This window comes from Paenibacillus sp. S02 (genome assembly GCF_019454065.1).
In the GTDB taxonomy this organism is placed as follows: Bacteria; Bacillota; Bacilli; order Paenibacillales; family Paenibacillaceae; genus Paenibacillus; species Paenibacillus polymyxa_B.
Genome location: NZ_CP073682.1, coordinates 2,423,516 through 2,450,210, shown reverse-complemented (window position 1 = coordinate 2,450,210; position 26,695 = coordinate 2,423,516). Strand labels below are relative to the sequence as shown.

At 46.0% G+C, this 26,695-nt stretch carries 19 protein-coding genes and 1 pseudogene; 3 read left to right on the top strand and 17 right to left on the bottom strand.

Annotated elements, in window-relative coordinates; all coding sequences use genetic code 11:
* Positions 1-103: 103 nt before the first annotated feature.
* The 5 genes from KAI36_RS10980 to KAI36_RS10960 all read right to left on the bottom strand — a co-directional run bounded on the left by KAI36_RS10980 (position 104) and on the right by KAI36_RS10960 (position 6,787).
* The gene (locus KAI36_RS10980; RefSeq protein ID WP_220027724.1) at positions 104-1,120 is read right to left on the bottom strand and encodes a hypothetical protein; all 1,017 of its coding nucleotides are present in this window, start codon (positions 1,118-1,120) and stop codon (positions 104-106) included.
* Between the two features lie 153 nt (positions 1,121-1,273).
* Positions 1,274-1,825: a DUF2062 domain-containing protein gene (locus tag KAI36_RS10975; protein ID WP_028542387.1), complete on the bottom strand. Its 552-nt coding sequence runs from the start codon at positions 1,823-1,825 to the stop codon at positions 1,274-1,276.
* Positions 1,826-2,015: 190 nt separating this feature from the next.
* On the bottom strand, positions 2,016-4,469 hold the full coding sequence (locus KAI36_RS10970; RefSeq protein WP_220027723.1) for a glycogen/starch/alpha-glucan phosphorylase: 2,454 nt from the start codon (positions 4,467-4,469) through the stop codon (positions 2,016-2,018).
* Positions 4,470-4,514: 45 nt separating this feature from the next.
* Positions 4,515-5,618 carry a glucose-1-phosphate adenylyltransferase subunit GlgD gene (gene glgD, locus KAI36_RS10965; protein ID WP_071640687.1) on the bottom strand — a complete coding sequence of 368 codons (1,104 nt, stop codon included), beginning with the start codon at positions 5,616-5,618 and terminating at the stop codon, positions 4,515-4,517.
* Positions 5,619-5,641: 23 nt separating this feature from the next.
* A complete protein-coding gene (locus KAI36_RS10960; protein ID WP_076160182.1) occupies positions 5,642-6,787 on the bottom strand; it encodes a glucose-1-phosphate adenylyltransferase in 1,146 nt (381 codons plus the stop codon).
* Positions 6,788-7,044: 257 nt separating this feature from the next.
* Here KAI36_RS10960 and KAI36_RS10955 point away from each other — a divergent pair, with 257 nt between their 5' ends.
* On the top strand, positions 7,045-7,182 hold the full coding sequence (locus tag KAI36_RS10955; RefSeq protein WP_023988334.1) for a hypothetical protein: 138 nt from the start codon (positions 7,045-7,047) through the stop codon (positions 7,180-7,182).
* Between the two features lie 116 nt (positions 7,183-7,298).
* Here the strand turns inward: KAI36_RS10955 and KAI36_RS10950 are convergent, their stop codons facing one another.
* The 6 genes from KAI36_RS10950 to KAI36_RS10925 form a co-directional block, all read right to left on the bottom strand.
* The gene (locus KAI36_RS10950; RefSeq protein WP_023988333.1) at positions 7,299-8,111 is read right to left on the bottom strand and encodes a DUF3891 family protein; all 813 of its coding nucleotides are present in this window, start codon (positions 8,109-8,111) and stop codon (positions 7,299-7,301) included.
* A 131-nt stretch (positions 8,112-8,242) separates the two neighbouring features.
* Entirely contained in the window at positions 8,243-9,031 is a 789-nt protein-coding gene (locus tag KAI36_RS10945) for a response regulator transcription factor (protein WP_220027722.1), read from the bottom strand.
* Positions 9,003-10,967 carry a sensor histidine kinase gene (locus KAI36_RS10940; RefSeq protein WP_220027721.1) on the bottom strand — a complete coding sequence of 655 codons (1,965 nt, stop codon included), beginning with the start codon at positions 10,965-10,967 and terminating at the stop codon, positions 9,003-9,005. The genes KAI36_RS10945 and KAI36_RS10940 overlap by 29 nt, the downstream gene beginning before the upstream one ends.
* A gap of 46 nt (positions 10,968-11,013) precedes the next feature.
* A complete protein-coding gene (locus KAI36_RS10935; RefSeq protein ID WP_220028094.1) occupies positions 11,014-12,660 on the bottom strand; it encodes a type 2 periplasmic-binding domain-containing protein in 1,647 nt (548 codons plus the stop codon).
* A gap of 25 nt (positions 12,661-12,685) precedes the next feature.
* The gene (locus KAI36_RS10930; RefSeq protein ID WP_025722962.1) at positions 12,686-13,573 is read right to left on the bottom strand and encodes a carbohydrate ABC transporter permease; all 888 of its coding nucleotides are present in this window, start codon (positions 13,571-13,573) and stop codon (positions 12,686-12,688) included.
* A gap of 14 nt (positions 13,574-13,587) precedes the next feature.
* Positions 13,588-14,550 carry an ABC transporter permease gene (locus tag KAI36_RS10925; RefSeq protein ID WP_220027720.1) on the bottom strand — a complete coding sequence of 321 codons (963 nt, stop codon included), beginning with the start codon at positions 14,548-14,550 and terminating at the stop codon, positions 13,588-13,590.
* A gap of 254 nt (positions 14,551-14,804) precedes the next feature.
* Between KAI36_RS10925 and KAI36_RS10920 the strand changes: the two genes are divergently transcribed.
* Entirely contained in the window at positions 14,805-15,695 is an 891-nt protein-coding gene (locus KAI36_RS10920) for a hypothetical protein (RefSeq protein ID WP_220027719.1), read from the top strand.
* Between the two features lie 245 nt (positions 15,696-15,940).
* Here the strand turns inward: KAI36_RS10920 and KAI36_RS10915 are convergent, their stop codons facing one another.
* The 3 genes from KAI36_RS10915 to KAI36_RS10905 all read right to left on the bottom strand — a co-directional run bounded on the left by KAI36_RS10915 (position 15,941) and on the right by KAI36_RS10905 (position 20,041).
* The gene (locus tag KAI36_RS10915) at positions 15,941-16,798 is read right to left on the bottom strand and encodes a DNA-binding protein (RefSeq protein ID WP_071640674.1); all 858 of its coding nucleotides are present in this window, start codon (positions 16,796-16,798) and stop codon (positions 15,941-15,943) included.
* Between the two features lie 232 nt (positions 16,799-17,030).
* Positions 17,031-18,530 carry a UxaA family hydrolase gene (locus KAI36_RS10910; protein ID WP_013310046.1) on the bottom strand — a complete coding sequence of 500 codons (1,500 nt, stop codon included), beginning with the start codon at positions 18,528-18,530 and terminating at the stop codon, positions 17,031-17,033.
* A 17-nt stretch (positions 18,531-18,547) separates the two neighbouring features.
* Positions 18,548-20,041: a tagaturonate reductase gene (locus KAI36_RS10905; RefSeq protein WP_220027718.1), complete on the bottom strand. Its 1,494-nt coding sequence runs from the start codon at positions 20,039-20,041 to the stop codon at positions 18,548-18,550.
* 314 nt (positions 20,042-20,355) lie between these two features.
* Between KAI36_RS10905 and poxB the strand changes: the two are divergent.
* Positions 20,356-22,080: pseudogene (gene poxB, locus KAI36_RS10900) on the top strand (ubiquinone-dependent pyruvate dehydrogenase).
* A 99-nt stretch (positions 22,081-22,179) separates the two neighbouring features.
* Here the strand turns inward: poxB and KAI36_RS10895 are convergent.
* The 3 genes from KAI36_RS10895 to uxaC form a co-directional block, all read right to left on the bottom strand.
* Entirely contained in the window at positions 22,180-23,184 is a 1,005-nt protein-coding gene (locus KAI36_RS10895) for a LacI family DNA-binding transcriptional regulator (protein ID WP_071640663.1), read from the bottom strand.
* Positions 23,185-23,271: 87 nt separating this feature from the next.
* Complete coding sequence (locus KAI36_RS10890; protein ID WP_220027717.1) at positions 23,272-24,672, bottom strand: MFS transporter; 1,401 nt, start codon at positions 24,670-24,672, stop codon at positions 23,272-23,274.
* Positions 24,673-24,943: 271 nt separating this feature from the next.
* Positions 24,944-26,368: a glucuronate isomerase gene (gene uxaC / locus KAI36_RS10885; RefSeq protein WP_220027716.1), complete on the bottom strand. Its 1,425-nt coding sequence runs from the start codon at positions 26,366-26,368 to the stop codon at positions 24,944-24,946.
* Positions 26,369-26,695: the final 327 nt, after the last annotated feature.

Sequence of the window (26,695 nt, the reverse complement as noted above, 5' to 3'; positions counted from 1 at the left end):
TATTGTAAACGATTCGAGCGAATGAAGCCAATCCTGTTACAAAATATGTAAAAAGCGTATGTCTCTTATAGAGATCATACGCTTTTTATTAAAATCAATCTGCTTAATTTCGAACTCCATTCGCAGGTATAGCCTCTAGGGAATAAAATGCCCCTTTTTTATTGATTTTTCCCACAACAGTAACTGCGCCTTTTTGCGAGAACGTATACTCGTTATCCTTAATTTTTACGCTATATCCTTTTAGGTTAATTCCAAAAAGGGATTGCACTTTCGACTTCGCAGCTGAAAGCGCCTGAGTTTGGCTGAGCTTTGGCTTAGCGAATGCTTTGACAAAATCCTTTTCCCCCGTCCAATCCATGCCAAGCTCGTTTTTTACGGCCCACACTTTACCGGTTTTCACGCCAATCAGCACGTTGTTTAACTCATTATCGTCCCGGAAATTCCAAACGGTATCATTGCCTTCATGCTGACGAAACACATATTCGAACGGATTGCTCGAAGGAATACCAAGTGTTTTGAGCGAACGATTCGCTTTGTTGGTCAGTGAAGCTTTAACGTCTTTGAGCGAATACATTATGCTGGCCGTTATTTTATTTCCTTGATCAAGGTCAATGTAAAGACTTTGGTCATGCCCCCATAGTACCCAATAATTTTTGAGTTCTCCTTCGTCATTCGGGGAATATGCACGCCAGACGGCCTCCGTTTTAAACACTCCATCAGAATCAAATGTTTTCAGGAACGATGCAACCTTGCTGCGTAGATTATTGTCCATCACTTTGTTGAGATCAGCCGCATCATAAATAATGCTGGTGGATTGCACGATTCCCTTTTTGGAATCGTAATTTTGGATGAAATCAGCATTAGCTGTCCCGCTCAAAGTACCGTTTACCGTCCAAGCGTCAAAAGAAGTGTCTGCACTTGTAAACTCTATCGTTTGTTTCTCCGCTAATGTGTTCAGCACATCTGTTAAACGCTTAGTGGCGGTTGGGTCCAAGTTAACAGAAGTTTGTGCGTTTTGAGCTATGGCAGCGGCGGGCTGCTGTGCCCATGCAACTAGAGCCGTTCCCAAAAGCATGGATATTGCCGCAACTGTTGCAATGATAGAATTCCATTTTTTCATGGGGCAATTCCTCCTGATGTCTCAAAAGAGACTTAAAAGAATGGATACATATATTCCTTAGACGTAATACAAAAATAAAAGTTGCTTGCCCCAACTCAAAGAAGCCCTTCGGACCTAATAAATAGGCTCGAAGAGCTTCTTTCTTATGCATCGTTATCCATTCTTCAGCAGTCTGGCCGCCGAAAATGCTGCACCATGACGCAACTTCCGCTTCTCCAACCGTTTGTGCAGCGAACGATTATACAGAACCTGAATGACAAAATACGAGATAATGCCCAGCACCACACCGAAAATCGACATACCGATCAGGATGTGCAAGCCTCCGTGCAGCAAGTCTCTGAATACAGACCAGTTGCCGTGAAACAGCTCCATAAAAGAATGCTCGTGAAGTCGTCCGCCCCTGACATGTACCGGATAATGAGATGGATAAATCCAAGCCCCCACTTGCTTGGCGAATGGCATCAGTACAATTGGCAAAAAGGTTAGCTTACCTACAACGTTACCCACAATGGCCGCAGGCAGCGAGCCTCCGGACAGACGAACAATCGGATAAAAAACAAGGTATACCAGAGAAGCCGTGGAAATCACAATCATCTCCAGCGCAAAGCCAATGGCGAAGCCCAAAGAGATCTTTTTAACTCCACCAGGGGCTCGCAATAGCTTGATGAAATTCAGCCGAATCGCACGCCATATATTTTGAAACATATTATATTTCTTCTTCGATTTATGAGGTTTGAGCCTTTTCGGATTGAGCTTTATCAATAGGAGGACTCCTTCAACAGTACAATTCAAGTTCAGGAATGAGTATAAACAGCTCCCATCCTTACTTATGTCTATACTGTCATTATAACCCTCAGCGTTCGAAAAGCAATGTTATTCCGCCTGTTTCGCCGTTTTAGGACAGAATTCGCTTGTTGACATCGTTTTGGAGAGGCACAATGTCCCAAATCTCAGCCGCGTATTGCTGAATCGTACAATCACTAGAAAATTTACCAGAGTGCGCCATATTGACAATAGCACGCCGAGTCCACTCCGAGGGATTCCGATACACCTGTTCAATATGAACCTGTGTATCCACATAGGATGCAAAGTCTTTGAGCACAAAGTATTCATCATTATGATCAATCAGGGATTGATAAATGGCCTCAAATTCCCGTTCATGTCGCGTAAAAGGAGCATCGTTCACGAGTTGATCCAACACTTCACGCAGTCTTTCGTCACTATTGGCTGTTTTGCGCGCCGAATACTGGCCGTCCCGGTAATATGCCTCGATCTGATCCACCTTCAATCCAAAAATGAACATATTGGCATCCCCTACCATTTCATGCATTTCAACATTGGCTCCGTCCAATGTACCTATTGTGAGCGCACCGTTCATCATAAATTTCATGTTCCCTGTGCCTGAGGCTTCCTTGCCTGCCGTGGAAATCTGCTCACTGACATCCGCCGCAGGAATAATCAGCTCCGCTAGCGAGACCGAATAATTTTCAAGGAAAACGACTTTCAGCTTGTCCTTGACTTCTACATCCCGATTGATCGTGTCCGCCACGTTGTTAATAAGCTTGATCGTCTGTTTGGCGAGAAAATAACCGGGAGCGGCTTTGGCTCCAAAAATAAACGTGCGTGGCGTCACATCTAGGCCAGGATTACTTTTAAGCTGGCTGTAGAGATGCATCACATGCAAAATGTTGAGCAGCTGTCGCTTATAACCATGCAACCGTTTGACCTGTACGTCAAAAATGGAGGACGTATCCAGTCGCACGCCCTGTTTTGCAAAAACATGCTCAGCGAGCCTGACTTTATTATTTCGCTTAATCGCCTGTATCCGTTCTTTGAACGACTCGTCCCCACTGTAACGAAGCAGGTCGATGAGCTCCCTTGGACGGGTCCTCCAGCGTGTGCCAATAGTCTCATCGTATAAGCTTGTCAGCTCCGGGTTGGCGTGCATCAGCCAGCGGCGATGGGCAATCCCGTTTGTTTTATTATTAAAACGGTCAGGGTACAGCTCGTGAAACGACTTCATCTCTCGTTCCTTTAATATTTGCGTATGCAGCGCAGCCACCCCATTAACGCTGTAGCTGCCGACAATTGCCAAGTGAGCCATACGGATTTGTTCACCGTGAATAATCGCCATTTCACCAATTTTGATGTCCTGGCCTGGGTAACGCTCCAGTAGCATAGCGCAATAACGTTTGTTAATTTCTTCAATGATCAAGGAAATACGAGGTAGTAGCTCCCGTACCATATTGACAGGCCATTGTTCCAGCGCCTCACTTAATATCGTATGATTCGTATATGAAACGGTTCGCGTCGTAATATCCCATGCTTCGTCCCAGCCCAAGCCCTTCACGTCCATCAGAATACGCATCAGTTCCGGTATAACCAGCGTCGGATGTGTATCGTTAATGTGCAGTGCTATTTTATCGGGCAACTGGCTATAAGGTAAACGAAGCTTCTCAAACGTACGCAAAATACTTTGCAATCCGGCCGAGCACAGGAAATACTGCTGCTTCAAGCGAAGCAGCTTTCCCTCATAATTGGAGTCATCCGGATATAGAAATGCCGAGATGGATTCCACCGATCGATTGTAGTCGAGAAAGCGGTAATAACCGCCCTCGCCTCGAATCGGTCCTCGAACGGGATCAAGCGCTGATTCCGCACTCCAAATCCGCAGCGTATTCACCTGCGCATGACCATAGCCTACCAGCGGAATATCGTAAGGGACAGCCCAGACCGTTTCAGCATCCTTTGTCTCGAATACAAGACGTCCCTCCTGTTCACGGGTTTCCACTCTTCCCCAAAAATGAACCTCAACCTTTTTGTCAGGACGGCGTTCCTCCCAGACATTCCCTTTCTGTAGCCAGTAATCCGGCAGTTCAACCTGATTGCCGTCCACAATACGCTGTTCAAACAGACCATATTTATATCGGATACCGCAACCATGTCCTGCATAGCCAAGGGATGCCAGCGAGTCCATGAAGCAAGCCGCCAGACGGCCGAGACCACCATTGCCTAGCCCCGCGTCTGCCTCCTGTTCTTCAATTTCCTCCAGATCCCAGCCCAGTTCACCCAATGCCTGTCGAACCATATCCAGTACGCCCAAATTCAGCAGATTACTGCCCAGTAGACGACCTATCAAAAATTCCAGTGAAAAATAATAAATCTGCTTCTCTTGTCCTTCTTTGTAGGCTTGGTTCGTTTCTGCCCAATTTTTGCCGACTTGTTCACGAATCATGCCACCCAAAACCTTATATACGTCTTCCGACTGAGCCTCCTGCATCGGTTTGCCCAGCCTTCCGACCAGTTGCTCTCGAAAAGCCTGCTTAAATGCTTCTTTATTGCTGAACAAAGTTGTACCTCCTGTTATTTCCGTTTTAATGGCTAAGTATATCCTTTAAATTACGCTATTCTTGGCAATGACATAGGGAACTCTAATGTCTCCAATCAGAGTTCGATCTGGTGAAAGCTGTACATCTTTATCTAAAACCACATTCTCCACAACTGCCCCTTTACGGATGACACATTTTTGCATAATAATCGAGTTGCTTACCCGCGCGCCCTCCTCTACCCGCACTCCACGGAAAAGAATACTGTTCTCGACCTTGCCCCCAATGGTGCAGCCATTGGCAACAAGTGAATGATCCACCTCGGCGCTATGCGTATAACGGGTCGGGGCTTCATACTTGATTTTGGTATGCACCGGCTGATTCTGAAACAGTGCTTGATACTGCTGCTGATCCAGCAGCTTCATGCTATTTTTATAGTAGCTCTCGATAGAATTGATGACCGCGTGATAACCTTCATAACGATACGCATAAATGCGCAGTCCACTTGGGTTTTTCTGGATGGCATCGCGAAAGAAATGATTATCCTGATGGGCAATGCAATGCTTCACCTGATCCAGATACAAGCCTTTGTCCATTACGAACATTTCCAGATAAATATTATGATGATCCTGCTCCTGATGAATACCAGTTACTCGTCCGTTCTCATCAATCTCCAGTCGTGCACAAGGAGCATGCTCAGATTCGAGCTGGTCGATGGGTTTATATACGAGGGTAACATCTGCATTTTTCTCCCGGTGATAACGGTATACATCCTCGATATCAACCTTATTGACATGCTGAGTTCCTGCGTGAATAATGGTTTGCCCCGATGAGCGATGGAAAAAGTCCAGATTGTTGTGCACATGCTGCAAATCCCCACGTGATGCATCCGTCGGATCATTCCAGTCCGGTGGCAAAATAAACAACCCTCCCCGTCTGCGGTCTAGATCCCAAGGCCGACCTTCACCCAGATGATCCAGCAGCGAACGGTATTTGCGGCGGATAAACAGTGCAATATCATGCACCCCTGCATGCATCATGTTGGATAAGGTAAAATCAATGAGCCGATATCGACTGGCAAAGGGGACTGCGGCCCCGCACCGGAAATAGGTCAACTCCTTCAACTGATCCAGTTCGTGATCCAGGTTGATAACTCCAATGAGTCGGCTCATAGCAGACACCGTCCTTATCCGGGTTAAATTCGTGCATGAAGCTGGCTTTCCTGATCGAACAAAATAATCTCATCAGAACTATCTTCAGGTCCGATAAACGCGTTGTCTTCAATAACGATGTTCTCATTTACGATAGCCCGGTGGATACGTACATTGCGCCCAATTTTTACGTTTGGCATGATGACAGAATCGGTAATAACGCTCCCTTCACCTACTTCGACCCCATAAAATAGTACAGAATGCCTTACTTCTCCATCCACCATGCAGCCTTCATTTACAATGCTGTTTTTCAGGATCGCCCGTTGGGTTATATACTGGGCCGGTTGATTGGGACTGCGGGTATAGATGCGCCAGAAAGGATCGTTCAGATCCAAAGGCGGATCCTGAACCAGAAGATCCATGTTGGACTCCCACAAGCTCTGAATGGTACCTACATCCTTCCAGTACCCAGCAAACGGGTACGCATACAACGACCGGCCATGCTGAAGCAGCAATGGAATGATATCCTTGCCAAAATCATGTGAGGATTCAGAATCGCTTGCACTTTCCAGTAAATAGCGACGTAACACCTCCCATTTGAACAAATAAATGCCCATGGAGGCCAATGTGCTTTTCGGCTGTTCAGGCTTCTCCTCAAAGTCATATATTTTCAGGTCATCATCGGCGTTAAGTATCCCAAATCGTTTGGCTTCCTGAATCGTGACATTGATGACAGAAATGGTGCAGTCTGCTTCCTTCTCCTTGTGATAGTGAAGCATTCGACTGTAGTCCATTTTATAAATGTGATCCCCTGACAGAATGAGTACATGCTCCGGGTCATACTGATCCAAGAAATGCAGGTTTCGATAAATTGCATCCGCCGTGCCCCTGTACCAGTTGTTTCCATTTTCTTTCTCGTGCGGTGGTAAAACAAAAACTCCTCCATCCAGGCGATCCAAATCCCAGTCGCTCCCAACGCCGATGTAGGAATGAAGCACCAACGGCTCGTATTGGGTCAATACGCCTACAGTGTCTATACCAGAATGAGTGCAATTGCTGAGAGGGAAATCAATAATGCGGTAAGTTCCTCCAAAAAATACTGCCGGTTTGGCTAGTGTACGGGTAAGTCCTTTGAGTCTTTTGCCTTGTCCGCCGGCGAGCAGCATGGCAACCACTTCCTTCTTTCTCATAACAAAGACCTCCCTGTCATGTGCGTCTGAAGCAATTGTGGCGGGATATTTAATAATATCCATTAAACATGAAAAGACAGTCGTAATCGTTTCATTGGCGAAGGAACGGGTAAGATTTGATGGAGAAGGGTAAAATCATAGTTATGCGGAACGAGTGCAAGGAATCACTAAATCGTAAAATCCCGTTCATCTTTTCACATTTTGGATGCTTTTAAAGCAATCGTGTATGACAACATGATCATAAGGAGGCGTTATTCATGAAGAATAAAAAATGGGTGGTAGCAGCATTGGGAATGGGTGTTACGTATCTGATGAAAAATAAAGGGGCACGCGATAAGGTATTGAATAAAGTACAGACTATTGTCAATCGTGCGAAAACATCTGCAAAATCGTAAAATGTTAAAGCTAGAAAAAAGCGAGCCTCTCTGAAGCATGGTTTCAGGGAGGCTTTGCTCTGACTTTTCTCTGCGTCTACGAACAAAATATTGTTCGAGGCTGTATCCGTAGACGGTCAGGCATTCTCCTTATGTTCTTCTACTTCCATGATATGTTCAACGGTAAAGGTTCGATGCGTCCATTCAGAAGAACGGTAAGCCTCTAGGAGACCAAAGGTACGAATTTTCTCCTTGTCCACCTTCTTAAAGGTATGAGTAATCCCTACCTTGCCCCTGAAAGGAAAAAAGGAAAGACCTACAGTCTGATCCGATAGCCACTCGGCCCAAACTCGCCCGCTTTCATGTCGAACAGCCGGGAAGCTTAAACCTTCAGCAAACCATTCATAATCTGCTGTAGGCGTACCCGGCTCTCGGCTGCACAAAAACAGACTCAATTCGTCACAAAACAACATTCTCCGTACATCCGTCCGCACTTGATGGTCGAAGGTTACGCCACATGCCAGCTCCTGTTTGAGCCTCTGACGACGCTGTGCCTCCGCTTCCTGATAAGCATGCGTAATCTGCTTGTCCTGAGCGTTTTGATGCTCGGTCCGTCCGACTAGCTCCTTGTACATCAAGCTACACAGCAACGCCGCATACGTATTACCTTGTTCGACTTCATCAATCCCAAGACGATAGAAAACAAAACGCGGATTGAGCGGAAAATCAATAAACGTATAAGGTGCAGATACATGATCATTCCAGAAAGGAGCAGCGTCTAACTGTATCCAGCCCCGGTCATGCTCCCTTGCTGCATATACAAAATCCTGCTTATGACGTCTATTCTTGAAGGCACTCTCTTCCCATTGTGAAGCCAACTCACCTGAAATATGGGCATGGTCATGCTGCGTCGTCATGATGTAAGCTTGGTCCGTTTCATAAATAACCATATGCTCTCCCCTTCCGTTCGGCAATTCGTGTGATTGTATACAAACTCTCTGATTGAAGGCCATGGTTATGCATACGTATATTATATCAGGATAAGAGTAAAAAGGCAGTGGAGTTTTCCCCCTCTTTATATCTAATTACCCCTTTGATTCTGCACTCGAAACTGCTGCGGGGTCATCCCCTCCAGCTCACGAAACACTTTGTTAAAGTGCTTTGCATTGTCAAAGCCCACGTTAGCCGCAATTTCATAAATCTTGCCCCCTTGGCACTCCAGCAGCTTTTTGGCTTCTGTAATGCGCAGCCTTTTTACATATTGAACAAAGCTAAGGCCTGTATAGGCTTTGAACGCCTGACTAAAATACGTATAATTTAAGGATACTGAATTGGATACTACTGCCATATTCAAATCCTCGCTGTAATGAGCATGGATGTATTGGATAGCACGTGTCATGCTACCGCTTCTATCGACGATGGCACTCGCGCCAGCTGGTCTATCTTTCTCTACGCTGACAACACCATCGTATATGAGGTGGTTCCTCTGCTTCAATTCCTCATTCAAAACTGCCAGCGCACCGAACAGTTCCTCCCTTACTATCGGCTTGAGCAAATACTCCCGTGCCCCACAGCGAATCGCTTCACGCGCATACTGGAACTCGTCATATCCACTGAGAATGATTACCAAAGGTCTGCGACCCGGCTCTAGCTCGCGAATATGCTGCATCAGCATAATGCCATCCATAACAGGCATACGGATATCCGTTATCACCAACTCGGGCAAAAACTGCTTCACATGCTGCCAGGCTTCCATTCCGTCCTTGACCAGTACACATTCATAGAGACCGGAAAATTCCCGTTCGATCATAGCTTGAAGTCCCATTCGAATATTTTTCTCGTCATCCGCAATCAACAGCTTGGTCGTCATGGTCTGCCCCCCTCATCATGTAACGTTTAGGCAAAATCAAGGTCACTGTCGTCGATTGTCCGTGGATGCTGTCCAGTCTTATGCCATACTCTTCGCCATACTGCATACTCAAACGGCGATGCACATTATACAAACCGATTCCCCCATTCATCCCGGGCTCGTGGGAATCCATTTCCGTTCGCGCTAGACCAGCCATGATGGCGTTTCTTCTTTCTTCAGATATCCCTACTCCGTTATCCTGTATGCGCAATTCTATAATATCCTGCTTAGGGCAGGCTTCAATCGTGATGCTGAATGGGCTTTGCAATGCACTCCAACCGTGCTTGATAGCATTTTCAACTACAGGCTGCAGCGACATTTTCAGCATCTCCAGTTCCATAAACGCCGACGATAGATGAATTTCCAATCCAATTTGGTTATCGTGGCGAATGTTCATGATGGCCACATAATGCTGAATATGGCGGATTTCATCCCGCAAAGCAACACACGACCCCGACCATTGGAGATTATAACGCATCATCGAGCCAAGGGAGGTAAGGGCATCCGACAGCGGATACTGTCGTTCTATCTCCGCCATCATTTTTAAATTTTCCAATGTATTATAGAGAAAATGGGAATCAATCTGATGCTTGAGCGCTAGCAGTTCAGCCTCCTGAGCAGCGGCCTGCTTGTGTACTGCCTCGGCAATGAGTCCGTTAATCCGACTCAGTAGACTGCGAAAATATAGAGCCAACTCAGCCACTTCTCCCCGCCCATATACTGGAATTCTAAGCTGAAAGTCACCCTCCTGCTCTACTTTTTTCATGGATTCACGCAGTGTATGTAGCTGTTTGAGAATGAAGGCATGCAGGGTATAAGAAATGACGGACATAAACAAAATCAGCATACTAATAATGAGTAGCATGGCATTGCGTTTCTGACGGAGATCACCTAGCGGACCGTCCAGCGCCACCACATTTAGCAGATAGGCGTTCAACCCTTCTATATAACGGTACATACCGAGATAAGGCTTATTCTCATAGGAAAAATCAAAAGCACCACCCGGTCCCTGAACTTGGGACTGAAACAGATGGTGCACATGGGACAGAGGGATCGAAATTGAATCTGATTGAGCGGAAGCTGTAGCTATATCGGTAGAAGACATTGGTTTATCAGCGTTCCTTGAGCTGGAATCGTCGCCGTCCAGAATGAACATTTGCCATGCGCGATCACGCTGTTGGATTCCAAATACTCTAGGTGAAAATAGCTCCAGCCTCATGTTTGTTTCTACCAACCCTGCGTGTCTTCCTCCGGTAGACTGAATTTCACGCAGCAGTGCCATATACTGCACTGTCTCACTTTCCTGCCGGGATTGCCCCAGAAGTAAGCTTTTCGGCCCCTTGTACATTTCCCACCATATTTTCCCTTGTCGGAGTTGGGCCGTTTTCAGCCAGGAGGCTTTAGGCAGTCGTGATTCATTGAAAATCATCGGCCATATTTCATGTGCCTGAGGATTACTCGTATACAGTCGAATGTTCTCTACATTGGGATTACTGTACAGTAAGTGCTGTAAATTTGGAAACACATTCAAGTTGAATTGGACCAGCTCATCGCTGCTTATTTCACGTTCCTCGGTCAGGTAACGAAGTACGTTGCGATCTGAGATCGCAAGCTGTGCGGTTCGCTCCATAATTTCCATATTGCTGTGAATATGGGCCAGCTCTGTATCCAACACATACTGATTTTGTACGGTAATGTCTTGCATGGTATTCTCGTACAGTTGGTGAAAGGTATATAGCGAGAACAATACCACCGGAATTAAAATGACTCCGATATACGCGACAATGAGCTTAACTTGAAGGGAGCAACCGCCAAGCCGATCGGCCGTCCCCTTCATCCACTGCCATATAGTGCGGCGCAGCAGGCTCTTCATCTGTGAACGTGCACGGCCTGGCATGAAATCACATCCTTAGGGGTTCAATAGATTAAGTCATTGAATTAGATCATTTGGTGAACTGTTCAATTTTCTTAAGGTTTTCCTCATAGGCTTTTTGCTGATAGGCCATAACTTTGTCGTATCCTGCTTTTCTGCGGTCTTCCAAAAAGCGAGCAAACAGCTGGTCGAATTCCTCATCTGAGTAAGCCAGCAGCAGCTTCGGCAATGTCTTGCCCCAAATTTTATCTATCTGGCCTGACGCAATGCCCTCTGCCGAAGTTCCGGTCGGTTTGATGTTGTCATATTGGGAGAAGCCTTTCGTCTTGCCTTTCGTCCAATCCTCTGGCTGCTTATACGGCTCGACGCTGGGGGGCGCCCACTGCAAATTCATATTCGTATCCATCAGCATCCAGAAGGTAAAGGAGGCGCCATATTTTTTATCAAAAGCAGAACGATCCTTGTTCAGCAGCTCCTGCACCTCCGGCTTGAAGGCTGGCTTACCGTTAACCATGTCCCACAGCTTGCCCTGCTCCCCCAGATATAGGTCGCGATTTCCTTCCTCGCTAATCAGATAAGTCAGAAATTCAATAGCCCGCTCCTTGTCTTTGACATCCTTCGAAATAAGCGTCACCGTCCAGCCGGAAATACCCGGCCCGGCCAGCGTCGGCGGGTCCAGCTTACTGTTCGAAGGTCCATCCACCGCGATATAGACGGAGTTCGGGTCCTTCGCATATAACATTACCTGTTGTGTGGCAAAGTCGGAGCGCTGATATAACATGGCAAAATATCGGCCCTGTGCCACCTTTTCCTCCATTTGCGGACGTTTGTCGATAAATACGTCCTTGGCGATCAGGCCCTGCTCATTTGCTTGACGGAATGTTTTGAGCCAGCGAATATACTCTTCGTCCGAACGACGATCGACCAGCTTGCCGTTCTTTTCATGAGGAATGGCTAGGAAATTGAGTAAATAGTCTTCAAAAGAATAATTTCCGTTATCCGTAAATTCGTGGAATCCCATCGGGATAAGAGGCTGACCGTTCACCTCCGGAAATTTCTCTTTCACCTTTTGAAGCGCTTTCAAAAATCCTTCCGGTGTTCTCATATCCGGCTTACCTATTGCCTCGTACATATCCTTCCGAACCATAAACGTCTGGTTGGAAACAAAATTTTGGCCGTATTTTTGATAATCCTGTGGCGAAGAAGAAGCGTTAGGATACCCGTATACATTCCCGTCCGTTTGGCGATACCAGGACATTTTCGCCGGATCAGCTATTTTAATCAGATACGGATCGTATTTCTCGGCCAGCTTGTTGAGCGGAAGCACCATCTTGCCCTCAATCATTTTTTTGACCGCGTCCTCTCCCCAACCAAGCGTGACAAAATCAGGCAGCTTGCCGGAGGCCAGCATGGTGTTGAGCTTTTCATTTTCATTCCCTGCGGGCACGATAAAATTGACGCTGACCCCGGTCTTTTGCGTAACATACTTCGAGGTCATATCCGTTCCCCACTTGTTCGGGAACCAGGAAAAGTTCAAATACCAGTCAAACGTAATCGGCTCCATATCCGCCTTCCATCCCGGTGCATCTGCGGTAGCCTTGGTCTTCTCGTCTTGTAATTCCGTGATAGTACCGCCTCCGCCGGACGTACATGCCCCGAGCAAACCCACCAGCAGAACAGAAGCCAACAGCCCCTTCTGCCATTTGCGAATGTTCATCATAATCTCCCCCTTGGATGATGTGCTATCCCTTAATCGAGCCGATCATCAGACCCTTGACGAAATACTTTTGCAGAAAAGGATATACCAGTACAATGGGCAGTGTCGTCACGACCATTGTCGCCAGCTTGATCGATTGCGAAGTGACGGACTGGGCAACGACCCCCGGTGCAGCAGCCATCATCTGATTAGAGCTGGATTGGGCAACAACCCGGTACAAATATGTTTGAATCGGCTGAAGATCCGTATTATTAATATAGATCATTCCAGTAAAATAATCGTTCCACTGGTATACCCCATGAAACAAGGCAATCGTCGCTACAACGGGCATGGATACAGGAAGCACGATCCGGCAAAAGATACCGAAATCGTTCGCACCGTCTATTTTCGCCGCCTCTTCCAGTGCATCCGGCAATTCTCGGAAAAAAGCCATAAAAATAATAAGGTCAAAAAAGCTGAACATTGCAGGAATGATGTACACCCAAAAGCTGTCCAGCAGTCCGAGATCACGAATCAGCAAATACGTCGGAATCAATCCCCCACCGAAAAACAGGGTAATGGTGCCAATCAGCATATACAGCTTGCGCCCGATCAACTCCCCACGGGAATATGCATATGCAATCATAGCGGTAAAAAACACATGAACAATCGTGCCGATAAGCGTCTTGGCAATAGTCACTCCCATCGCAGTCATAATACCGTTGTTAGCAAATACGGCCTGATAGCTGCCCAGACTGAATACTCTTGGCCACCAGTAAATGCCGCCCCGCATAGCGTCTGCTCCTTCGTTAAAGGAGTTCACCAGCACATACCACACGGGATACAACGTGACAAAACAAATGATCAGCATGAAGACGTTGTTCATGAAGTCGAATATCGCTTCGCCTGCTGTTCTGCGTTGCAATAGCTGCATGCAGCCGTCCTCCTTCAAAATAGGGATGTATTATTTACCCGTTTGGTCACCGAATTGGCAATTAGCAGCAAAATGAGAGCAAGAACCGATTTCAGCAACCCCACCGCGGTAGAATACGAAAAACGGCCCTGCTGAATGCCCACCTGATATACATAAATATCAACTACATTACTTGCACTTTCATTCAGCGAGTTACGCAGGACGAGAATTTGATCAAAGTTGGAGTTCAATATGCCGCTAACCGCCAAAATAAACAAAATAGATATTGTCCCCTTGATAGCGGGAAGTGTGACGTACCACATTTTCTGAAACCGTCCGGCCCCGTCAATGGTGGCCGCTTCGTACATGTCCGTAGATACCCCCGCCATTGCTGCCAAATAGATAATAGCTGACCATCCAAGCTCCTTCCAGATATCCGAGCTAACGACGATAGCCCAAAAATAGCTCGGTTCTGCCAAATAACTGATCGGCTGGTCAATCCAACCCCAGGCTAGCAACAGTTGATTAATCATCCCGGTATCTGCCAGCCACGTTGTTAAGATCCCACCAAGAATGACCCAAGATAAAAAGTGAGGAAGGTATGAAATGGTCTGAATAGATTTTTTGAACCGAGTAGATCGTATTTCATTCAGGAACAGAGCAAATACAATGGGCAATGGGAACCCAATGGCCAGCTTGAGCAGGCTAATGCCCAGTGTATTTTTGACAATGTACCAAAAGTTATCATCCTCCACAAAGGCACGAAAATGCTCTAACCCCGCCCAAGGTGCGCTTGATAGGGTACCAATAATATCAAAATGTTTGAAAGCAATCAAAATGCCGTACATCGGAATGTAATGGAAAATAATCATCCAAACCACCCCAAGCAGCGCCATAGTCTGCAAATGTCTTTGTTGAACCCATTTGCGCGCTAGTGATGCCCCTCTACCCGATCGAACCGGCGGCTGTGGCTGCGGATTCTTCCATCCTGTTCTCATACGAAGACCTCCCTTCTTTGTAATGTAAGCACTTACATTTATTATTTTAGAGGCTTCTGCTTCGAATGAGTAGTACTGGATTTTTTGATTTTGGTATCTAAAGTTCAGGTGGGGATCTGACAATACGCAAAAATCTTCTTCCATACTTTGGATTTTTTACATCTATTAATTTACGAAGAAGAGTATCAGATGGTACGATAAGACTATATGTGATTCCAATCATTACCTATTTACCTAGATCAGGAGGATTAAGAATGGAAGAATTGGTTCGTTCGATTCAGAAACAGGTTCGAATTAAAAAGGTTGCCTGCTGGGCGGGGCTCATCATGTTTGGTCTGTGTACTTTAGTTGGCGTTGCAGCTCAGGAATGGCTTATGACGCTCTTGGCGCTCGCGATGACAATTTTATCCGTCTATGGATTAACCATGATGCGTGGTATGTCAAAGTTTACTAAAGAGTATCAACCGGGAAAGGGCTACGGTTATTATCGCCGTACGGTACAACAAAAGCTGCGCTATCTAACTTGGGGACAGTGGTTAGTAGGCAGCCTTATTGTCCTGATGTTCTTTATATTTAACGTCCGACTTAGCGCTTTTCTCATAGCTATCTTGGGCATCCTGACTATTCAGTTCAGTATCAAAAAACGAATTAAAAATCATCAGGAACCCGATGTCACTGAGCTGGAGGAGTTTGTACGGATGGGGATTGTTTCTCCGCATGAGCAGACTATTGGGGTATATAAAGATTTTCTACACCTGAGCCATACGTTTCGGGGTAACCAAATTGTTATCGTTACAGACAAACGCCTGATTTCTGTATTTGTAGAGGAACAGGGGCGTGCGGTGAAAACGGAAATGCTACTCTCGGGAATAAACAAAATACGCGCAATCGGTACGGGTTTTCAGGGTCAAGGTATATTGCTGTCTGTAAGCAACCGTGACCATAACGAGCTTCACATTCATATGGTCGGGAAAAGCATTTTCTATTCTCCAGAGCAATTCATAGGTTCCTTGCTACGGGCACTGGATGCAGCGTTAAAAAGGAGATCATACAGTACGGAAGAACCATTCCCCGTTTACCAACAGACAAGGATTTCATTGCATCCATCAGAACAGGGTTTGCTGCATAAACCTACAACAGCTTAAATATTTTTGGGACATGTGCCACGTTATAAATACATTATGATCGGTCTTTATAATACGCCAAATAGCAAGTAAGCCCTGATCTTAATGAGCTTACTTGCTATTGGGTTTACTTCCACATCATATTTTCAAATCAACTGCCTACCTGCAAAAACAACTAATTTTCTACTTTACTTCTGCGTTCTTAATGATTGGCTCCATGATAGAACACCGTGATGAGGTCATGACTTGTAACAAACACTAGCAAACTAAACAGACTGAGCGACAGAGGGCGTGAAATCAATTTTTTCATCCTTTAACACTCCTTTTAAAATAGTTATATATTGGTCTTGCTGTGTTGCTGTAGCTTGGGATCTGAAAATTTCAAATATAGCGGTACATTTCCTAAACTCATGCTCATGTTCCATACCCAGGGTATCGGACAGCATGAGAGATTGCAGGATATAGCCCAACGCAACCGTAAACTGTTCTTGCTTGATATAATAAAGAGCCAGTTGATAACAGAAGCGAAAATAATATGATACATTCACAGGCTCTTCAAAATATTTAAAACCTTCAATTTGTTCGGCAAATGATTTAAGCACAGCCTCTAAAGGATAGTCGTATCTCGACGCTCCCTCAACGATGGAAAGAAGCCCCGGTAACAGCTCTTCCGGATTGTTACGAAGAAATTGGACGTATTCCTGCAACACTTCGGCATGGCCTGACAAAATTTCAAGGGCATACAAATTAGCTCTGGCAGCATAGCGGTAATATTCTACCTCTGCCTCCCCATATTGGTCGAGACCATTAAACCAGCCCAATTCTGCATATTTTTCGATGCAATCGCGAGCGGCCTCATACTTGCCCTGTTTTTGGAAGGCCATGCCTTTCATGAGATGACTGTAGCCGTAGTAGTAGACTAGCGGCCGTTTGGTATGTATGGGTTGTATAGGTTTCTTGCGCGCTTTGTAGAGCTGCAATTCCTGATACTTTTGGTTGACATGGCTATACAGCCGGTCGCATAAAGCAATCATATTGGCACCATCCGCAAATGAAAAAGACAGCTTAATCATGTTAACAAGTGTGTCTAGATCTGTGATGTCGGAGTGAACAAGATCATCCACCGTTCCCGCCTCCTTGTCCGACTTTTTATATTCACCAAACAAAAGTAAGATCTAAATCCTAACTAAAAATAACTTAATTACGTATTTATTACGTAATTAAGTTATATCATAAATTCAAGCATGTGACAAGTACATTATGATAATATATTCCAGTTTTCTAACATGCCTATTTAGAAGCATACAAACTCAAAAAGGGAAGCGGAATAATTCCGCTCCCTTACACTACAGCCTTTTACAACGTAACACCGTTTTTAAAAATAGCGAGCTCTCTGAAATTGTTTTTCTCATTGTTCACCCAAGTTCCGCTGGCTACATCGACGATGTAATCGACAAAGTTGCGGAGCGCATCTTCCATACTGACATCCTCCACCAATGAACCGGCGTTATAGTCGATCCAATGAGGTTTAGCCTTATACAACGGCGAGTTGGTTGAGACCTTCATCGTCGGAACAAAGGAGCCGAACGGCGTACCGCGTCCGGTTGTGAAAATGACGAGCTGGCAGCCCGCTGCGGCGAGAGCTGAAGATGCCACTAGATCGTTCCCCGGCGCGCTGAGCAGGTTGAGTCCCTTGGTCTTGAGACGCTCCCCGTACTGAATAACATCAGTGACCGTGGAAGACCCGGATTTTTGCGTACAGCCCAGTGATTTATCCTCCAGCGTCGTGATGCCCCCTGCTTTATTGCCCGGTGACGGATTTTCGTATACTGGCTGCTTGTAATCCAGAAAATATTGTTTGAAATCGTTAATCAGATGTACGATCTTATTAAATACTTGCTCATCGGCAGCGCGCTCCATTAAAATCGTCTCCGCGCCGAACATTTCAGGTACTTCTGTCAAGACCGTTGTTCCACCTTGCGCGGCCATATAATCCGACAATCGTCCGAGTAGTGGGTTGGCAGTAATACCCGATAAGCCATCAGATCCACCGCATTTCAAGCCGATGTTCAGCTCAGACAAAGGTACAGGTTCCCGCCGATCTTCTTGCACGGCCGCAAAAATTTCATGAAGCAACCTTACCCCTTCCTCTACTTCATCCGACACATCCTGGGAAAGCAAAAACTTTACCCGCTCCGAATCATATTCCCCGATGGCTTCCTTAAATTCTTTCATTTCATTGTTCTCACAGCCCAAACCCAGTACAAGTACGCCACCTGCGTTCGCATGTTTCACGGCATCAATCAAAATCGTGCGCGTATGTGCATGATCGTCACCCAACTGAGAACAACCATAGTTATGCTTGAGCACAAGTGCATTTTCAAAAGGTGAAATATCTCCCGCTTCCTGCTTGAAACGGTTTAAAATAAGTTCAGCGATCCCGTTCACACAGCCGACCGTCGGCACAATCCACAACTCATTGCGAATCCCCACACGGCCGTCCTTTCGCCGAAAACCTTGAAACGTACGACTCTCCTGTTCATATAAATGAGGAGCTGGCTTAGGCTTATAAGTGTACTCCTCCACGCCCGTCAGGTTCGTCTTCGTATTATGCGTATGCACATGCTGACCTGCCTGAATGGGCTGAATAGCATGACCGATGGGATATCCGTATTTCAGAACATGCCCACCTTCAGCTATATCTTGCAAGGCGATTTTATGCCCACGTGCTACATCCTCGGCTAGCTCCACCCGTTGTTCTTCTTGTGCTCCCCACGCCAGTGTCTCTCCCTGCTTGTAATCACGCAAGGCGACAGCCACGTTATCTTGATCATGAATTTGAATGAATTCCAGCATTCCGGTCTCCTCCTTGCTTATGCTCTGGGCACGCTGTTCCCGGTTAGAGAATCGAGCGTCTCCTTCATTCCTCTGCTTGTAATTTCATACACGTGCTGTGCCGTTTGTTCAGCCAGCCCCTCGATCTGGTTCAGATCTTGCCCCCACCATGTCTGCCGGCCAAGTACCAGCGCAGTCAATTGCTTCGCCCCGGCGAGAGTACCGTCATATTGACTCCACAGTTCACCAAACGTACTCAACACTTCAGCTTCGTCTGCCAACGCAATCGACTCGCCATTTCTGTCACCCCGGTAAAATACGAGCAAAGACGCCAGTGAAAACACGATTTTGACAGGCAGCGCCTTACGTTGAGCCACATACTGGAGCAAGGATGGCAAGTTCCGTGTCTTGAACTTGGACACCGAATTCAACGCAATACTCATGACATAATGACTTACATATGGATTACGGAATCGTTCAATAACATCGTCGGCATATACATTCAATTCCGCTTCTGGCGAGTCCAGCGTCGGAATAATTTCTTCTCGAATCAGCGACTGGATAAAGTTTCCCATAATATCATGCTCGACCGCCTGCCCCACCGTGTCCAGGCCATATAAATAAGCTACAGGTGTAAGCGCCGTATGTGCTCCATTCAAAATGCGTACTTTCCGTGTACGGTATGGCGCCATATCGTCGACAATCAGTACATTCAATCCGGCCAAATGAGCAGGTAATTCTTCTTTAAGCCACTGTGGCCCTTCAATAACCCATAAATGATACTGTTCGCCCACAACAACCAAATCGTCCTTGTAACCCAATTCTGCTTGAATCTCATGAATCCGGTCTTTGGGATAACCAGGTACAATCCGATCGACCAAACTGTTGCAGAACGTATTCGATTCCTCCAACCATGCAATAAAATCAGCCCCAAGCTTCCATTGGTCCGCATATTTCAATACGATTTCCTTGAGAGCGTCTCCATTACGGTCGATGAGCTCGCACGGAATGATCACTAGTCCCTTGCTCTGATCGCCCCCGAAAAATTGAAAGCGCTTGTACAGAAAGGCGGCCAGTTTGCCTGGGAAGCTCTTTTGCGGACGATCTTCTAGCTGATCCTCTGGTGCATAAGCGATCCCCGCTTCCGTCGTGTTTGACACGACAAAACGTAGCTCCGGCTTTTGGGATAATGCTTCATACTCCAAAAAGTCCGAACCGTACGGATTAATCCCACGAGTGACGCACTCCACAACGGTATGCTCCTTCATGGCCTTCCCATCCTTAATCCCTTCAAGAATAACCGTATACAGGCCATCCTGCTCGTTAAGCTTCTCCACGAGACCTCCTGGCTGCGGTTGTACAATCACAACTCCCGTATTCCATTCGGCCAGCTTGTTCATTTTGTCAAATTGCCAGTCTACAAAAGCACGCAGGAAGTTCCCTTCCCCAAATTGCAGCACCTTCTCGGGATGTGGTTCAGTAACGATAAAGCTTTTTCTGTTTAATTGGTCTAATTCATCTACTTGTTTCATCCGGAGTAACCTCCCACAATTACCATAATGATTTCATCGTTATTTTATCACAATGCACACGTTAACAAAATAGTTTTATCAATATTTTTAGTTTAAAAAAATAATAATGACAATAATATGAACACGTTAACATATACGTTTATATAAAAATTTGCAAGTATATCGTCCTTTTTCTGTTGTTTCGCACCTGATCCAAGACGGTTAAGGCTAACTATCACCCTATCCCGAGACCTTGTTCTTATATACATTTCAGGAGAATAGACGCAAGAAAGCACGGGCAGGATAACACTACCTACTAGGCAGGAGGAACATCTATGAAGACAATCGCAGATACTATTGTACAAGTTTTGGTCAATGCAGGGGTCAAGCGGATTTATGGCATTGTTGGAGATTCTCTAAATAATATGGTTGATTCCATTCGCAGCAACGGTCAAATCGAATGGATTCATGTAAGGCATGAAGAAGTGGCTGCCTTTGCAGCTGGAGCAGATGCTGACCTTAGTGGCAGCATTGCTGTATGTGCTGGAAGCAGTGGTCCCGGAAATTTACATCTGATTAATGGTTTATATGATTGCCACCGCAATCGGGTGCCTGTACTGGCTATTGCCGCTCATATTCCAAGCGACGAAATCGGAAGTGAATATTTTCAAGCTACCCATCCTGAGCATCTTTTCAGAGAATGCAGTCACTTCTGTGAGGTTATTACGACACCGCGTCAAATTCCCAGAACGGTGACCATGGCCATTTAACAGGCAATTTCACGTTCAGGTGTATCCGTCATTGTTCTTCCCGGAGATGTAGCAGCTTTGGAGGCGGAAAAGGTACCCGTGCCTGAACATGTCTACCATCCCACTGCACCTGTAGTGCATCCGTCAGCTTCCGAAATCTCCCGACTGGCCGAATATTTGAATAAAGGCAAACGAATTACGTTACTATGCGGCGCCGGCTGTGCACAATCTCATGAATTGCTCATGCAGCTATGCGACAAGTTAAAATCCCCTATGGTATCCGCTCTGCGAGGCAAGGAATATCTGGAGTATGACAACCCTTATTATGCTGGATTGACGGGACTGATCGGGTATTCTTCCGGATACCATGCGATGATGGATTGTGACGTCCTGCTTATGCTCGGAACAGACTTCCCTTACAGACAATTTTACCCTGAAGATGCGATTATCCTACAGGTAGATATAGAGCCAGCCCATCTCGGTAGACGTACTCCGTTGACGTATGGTTTATGCGGGGATGTAAAAGCCACATTGGAAATGCTGCTACCGCATTTAACGTCAAAGCATGATTCCAAGCATCTAGAGAAAACCGTCTCCCACTATACCAAGGTACGCCATGAGTTGGATGGCCTTGCCGTCGGTAAACCAGGTCATACGCCGATCCATCCACAATATCTCGCCAAGGTCATCAGTGACGCCGCGCAGGAAAATGCTATTTTCACCTGTGATGTCGGTACTCCCACTGTATGGGCGGCGCGTTATTTGCAGATGAACGGTCAGCGTCGGCTGCTCGGCTCGTTCAACCATGGCACGATGGCAAATGCGCTGCCGCAGGCAATCGGAGCGCAGTCCACTGAGCCTGACCGACAAGTGATTGCCCTCTCAGGCGATGGCGGGCTCACGATGCTGATGGGCGACCTGCTCACCCTGAAGCAGCATCAGCTGCCTATTAAAGTCATTGTTTTCAATAATGGCGCTCTCGGTTTTGTCGAGCTGGAAATGAAAGCGGCCGGATTCCTGGAAAACGGCACTGAACTGGTGAATCCTGATTTTGGTGCTGTAGCGCAAGCCATGGGACTCAAGGGCATCCGGGTTGAAGATCCGACAATGCTGGAGGATGCCATTCAGCAAGCATTGGCTCATGATGGCCCTGTTGTGGTAGACGTGGTGGTGAACCGTCAAGAGCTATCCATGCCACCCAAAATTAATCTTAAACAAGCAGAAGGATTTACACTGTGGATGATGAAAGCGATGCTGAACGGACGCGGTGACGAGATTGTAGAACTGGCTAAAACCAATCTCTTTCGTTAAATACAGACGAGGCAGAGCTCATTTCAACCTAAAAGGGGCAGAAGCCATACATCTAGCATGGTTTCTGCCCCTTTGGCCTGCCTGTTAATAAATCGAAACTCAGCGTGGTCTGCCTGCCGTTGATTTCCGTTTCTTAAGCGCAGTCTCCATAAATATAAGCTCACCCTCATTGGACGGTGACTGAATTCGTTCCAGAATGCAGGCGGCTCCGCGCTCACTTATCTGCTCAATCGGTCTTTTGACCGTTGTTAACGGTGGAGTCGTATACATTGAGAACCCGATATCGTCAAAACCAATGACTGAGATATCCTCTGGTACCTTCAAGCCGTTTTCGAATACCGCATTCATGGCCCCAATAGCCATATCATCGTTAGAGCAAAATACCGCTGTCGGCGGCTCCTGCAAGGAAAGCAGTTGCTTCATGGCCTGGCTTCCGCTTTCAGTATCATAATGACCTTGCACGATATATTCATGTCGAATCGGCTTACCACTATCAATCAACGCATTCATAAAACCCTCGCGGCGTTGCTGGGTAGACTTGAAACCTTCTACCCCTTCAATGATCGCAATGCGTTCATGCCCGCTTTCAACGAGAAAGGAGACCGCTTCATAGGACCCTTCCTTATCATTAGAAATCACATTTACAATCCCCGCACCGGACACCTGCCGATTCAGTACAACAAGCGGAATACCTTGACCAAGCACATGATAAATAAAAGGGTTGTCCGCCTCGCTCTGGCTCATCAGAATGATACCATCAAAACGCTTGCGGTGAATGGCCGAAAAATCGGCGTAATCGTCAATTCCTCGCACAAACAAATTGTAATCCACCCCGATGACATGATTAACTCCGCGGATGGTATCCGCAAAAAAACTGGAGCTGGTGCCTTCTGAAATACTGGTGAAAAACAGGCCAATCGTATGCGAGCGCTGGAGAACCAGGCTTTTGGCATTAAAATTTGGAATGTAATTGAGTTGCTCTGCCAACTCCATAATTTTGCGTTTCGTATCTTCTTTAATCAGCGGGCTGTTATTGAGCGCCCGGGAGACGGTTGTATGGGAAACATTAGCCAATTTGGCAATGTCTTTAATGGTAGCTGCCATATACGTATCCTTTCCTTAGTGAGGCTCTAAAAAAATTATATACCCACCATACCACAGGAGCCGCCCGGAAAAGAAGACTTTCACAAATTATACGCGGTTGTCCGCATGTCGACGCTGTAACTCTTGAACCATTTCTGCATGTCTACTGTCAGTCAGCTTGTACATTTTACCGATGACCAGCATGGCCAAAGCCAGGGCAACAGCCGGATAGAGACAAAGTAATGCCTTGATCCCAAGCAGCGTTCCAGAGGACTGAACCACATTCGGAACATAGCCGATGAGCGCTAGTCCAATACCCGATAGAAAGCCAGACAAGGATTGAGCCAGCTTACGTGAAAAGTTAAATAACGAGTAAGTAATCCCTTCCTTACGCTCCCCGGATGACCATTCGCCATAATCAATGATATCGGACACGAATGCCCAGGTAACCCCGTTAGGAATACTAATACCAATGAACGAAATACTGGCCAGGATTGTGAAAATATATACATTTGAAGGCATGAAAAAGTTAATGGAGTCGGCAATGACACTAACCATCATCCCCAGTATAGCTGTTTTTCGTTTACCGAAGCGCCGTACCAGCTTAGGCAGGAACAACACACCCAGTAGCGACGAACCGATAATAATAAAATTCATATAAGCCATTAATTCTACATGCCCCAAGTTATATTCGGCAAAATAGATCAGCAGTGCGGACTTAATATTGTACGCGGATATGGTGAAAATCGTCATCAAAACGAGTACCAGCAAAGGCTTGTTATTCGTAAAGGTATGGACGATAACGCCTATAGATAGCTTCTCTTTTGGTCCGGACTGGCTAATAATACGTTCTTTCGTTCCTCGGTAACATATGATGAAAGCGATCACACCAATGAGTGACATAATCCCCATCACAACTGGATAGCCAACATGATGGTTAGGAAACAGTAAAATAAGCGGCATGACAACGACACTGGTGACGAATAATGCGCCCAGAGATCCTGCCTGACGGAAAGATGACAATGAAGCACGCTGATGAGTATCCTGCGTAATGGCGGCACCCAGCGAGCCGTATGGAATGTTTACAATAGAGTAGCCGATCCCCCAGATCATATAGGACGCATAGGCGTAAATGAGTTTGCCTGTGGGTGAAATATTCGGCGAAATAAAGGTTAGAACCGTAAGAATTGCAAGGATAACGCTTCCAACGATAAGAAAAGGCCTAAATTTTCCACGTGCACCGATATGTTTGCGATAATCAACAAAGGACCCGACAATGGGATCACAGATGGCGGCAAACAGCTTGCTGACCAAGAAAATGCCTGCAGCGGCTCCTGCAGAAACCCCTGCTACATCTGTAAAAAATTTCAGCAAATACAACTGCCCCAAATCAAACATGAATCCGTTTCCAAAGTCACCCATACCATACGAAATCTTTTCTTTCAGGCTAATATGCTCGCCTGTCTTGTTGTCAGTTTGGACGCTCTCCTGCACGATAGGCACTCCCATACCTACACACTCCTCTATGTTTGTAATTATTTTCACATATTTAGTTCAGGATTTTGCAAAATTCGATTTCAGTCGCTCCGAAGTGCAAGATATAGACGAACTAAACCATTTCGATCTATATCTTGTTCATTGGAAGTCGCTTATGGGATTTTTGCAAAATCCTCAGTTGATAACTATTTTGTTTTCAATAGCTCTTACCGGGAGTTTGAAACAAGCTCCTGGCAAGAGCTATTTTTATAAAGTTAGTGAGTTCTCACCTTAGGCGGTAGCTTCACTTACTATGAACAACCGTTGGGAAATTAAAATATTGCTCAGCGTTATTGTAGCAAATGTTTTGTACCATTGCTCCGAGCAGTTCCAGATCCTCAGGCGCCTTACCCTCCTGAACCCACGTCCCAATTAAGTCACAGAGTATACGGCGGAAATATTCATGGCGTGTGTAGGAGAGGAAGCTGCGGGAATCCGTCAGCATACCAATAAAGCGGGACAGCACCCCGTAGTTAGCCAGCAACTTCATCTGCTCCTGCATGCCTTCGATATGGTCGTTATACCACCATGCCGTGCCAAACTGGATTTTCCCTACAGTTCCACCGGATTGGAAGCAGCCCGCGAGACTTGCCAGTACTGGATAATCAACCGAATTAAGCGAATACAAAATGGTTCTCGGTAATCCTCCTGCCAGCTCCTGTGCGTCCAGCAATGCCGCCAATGGACGAGCGATAGAGCCATCATTTACGGCATCATAGCCTGTATCCGGTCCCAAATGACGGAACATAGCCGTGTTGTTGTTACGCAGAGCGTGAATGTGGTATTGCATAGCCCAGCCATGTTCTGCATACTGTTTGCCAAGGAAAACCAGAACGTATGATTTATATTTCGCCTCCTCTAAAGGAGTCACATGGCCATCCTCCAGCGCCTTGCTGAATATGGCTGCCGCTTCCTCCAGTGTCGTTTCTTCATAGACTACAGTATCCAGCGCATGATCAGATACCCGGCCTCCGGCAGCATGGAAATGGCGCACCCGGCTCGCCAGCGCATTCAAAAATCCTTCCAGGCCAGAAACATCCAGTCCGCTGACTTCACCCAACCGAGCCACCCAAGGCTGGAAAGTTTCACGATTAATTTCCAAAGCTTTGTCGGGGCGGAAGCTTGGCAGCACTGCCACTGGGAAATCGGTCAGCTTGCTGATTTGTTTGTGGTATTCGAGATGGTCTGTCGGATCATCCGTGGTGCACACCACAGTTACCTTCGAGTTCACAATCAGATCACGTGCGCCAAAGCCCTTTCCCTGCAGCTTTTGGTTTACCTTTTCCCAGATCACTGGTGCGTTCTGTTCATTCAGCAGCTCATAGACACCAAAAAAGCGTTGAAGCTCCAAATGCGTCCAATGGTACAGCGGATTGCCGATTAGTGTAGGTACGGTTTTGGCCCAAGCTAAAAACTTATCATAATCTTCACCATCCCCCGTAATCAGGCGTTCCTCAACCCCATTGGCCCGCATAAGTCTCCACTTGTAATGATCTCCGTACAACCAAGCTTCCGTAATATTCTTGAACGCTTTATTTTCATAAATTTCTTGTGGACTTAAATGACAATGATAGTCGATAATCGGCATATCCTTGGCGTACTGATGGTACAAGATTTCAGCCGTTGGATTGCTCAACAAAAAGTTTTCGTCTAAAAACGCTTTAGTCATTACTCTCTCATCCCTTCTATAATCGTGTTTCCTAATAAATTGTTAACGTTAACAAAAATGTTCGTACTCTACTTGTTTTTCAACAATAACATTCGCCACCACATAGCAGGCCTCGTGATTACACAAGATAATATAGCTATAATAAGATACCTGTACATCATTTCAAGTTGGATTACTTCACCTTAAATTTAATGTTTACGTTAACAACAATTACATTGTAACCGCTATCCTTTGTAGAGGAAAGTGATTTTTATCATGTGAGAGGACAAAAAAACCGACCTTCCACCCTTTGGGGCAGATCTGTTTTGCATTTCGTCTATGTCTTGC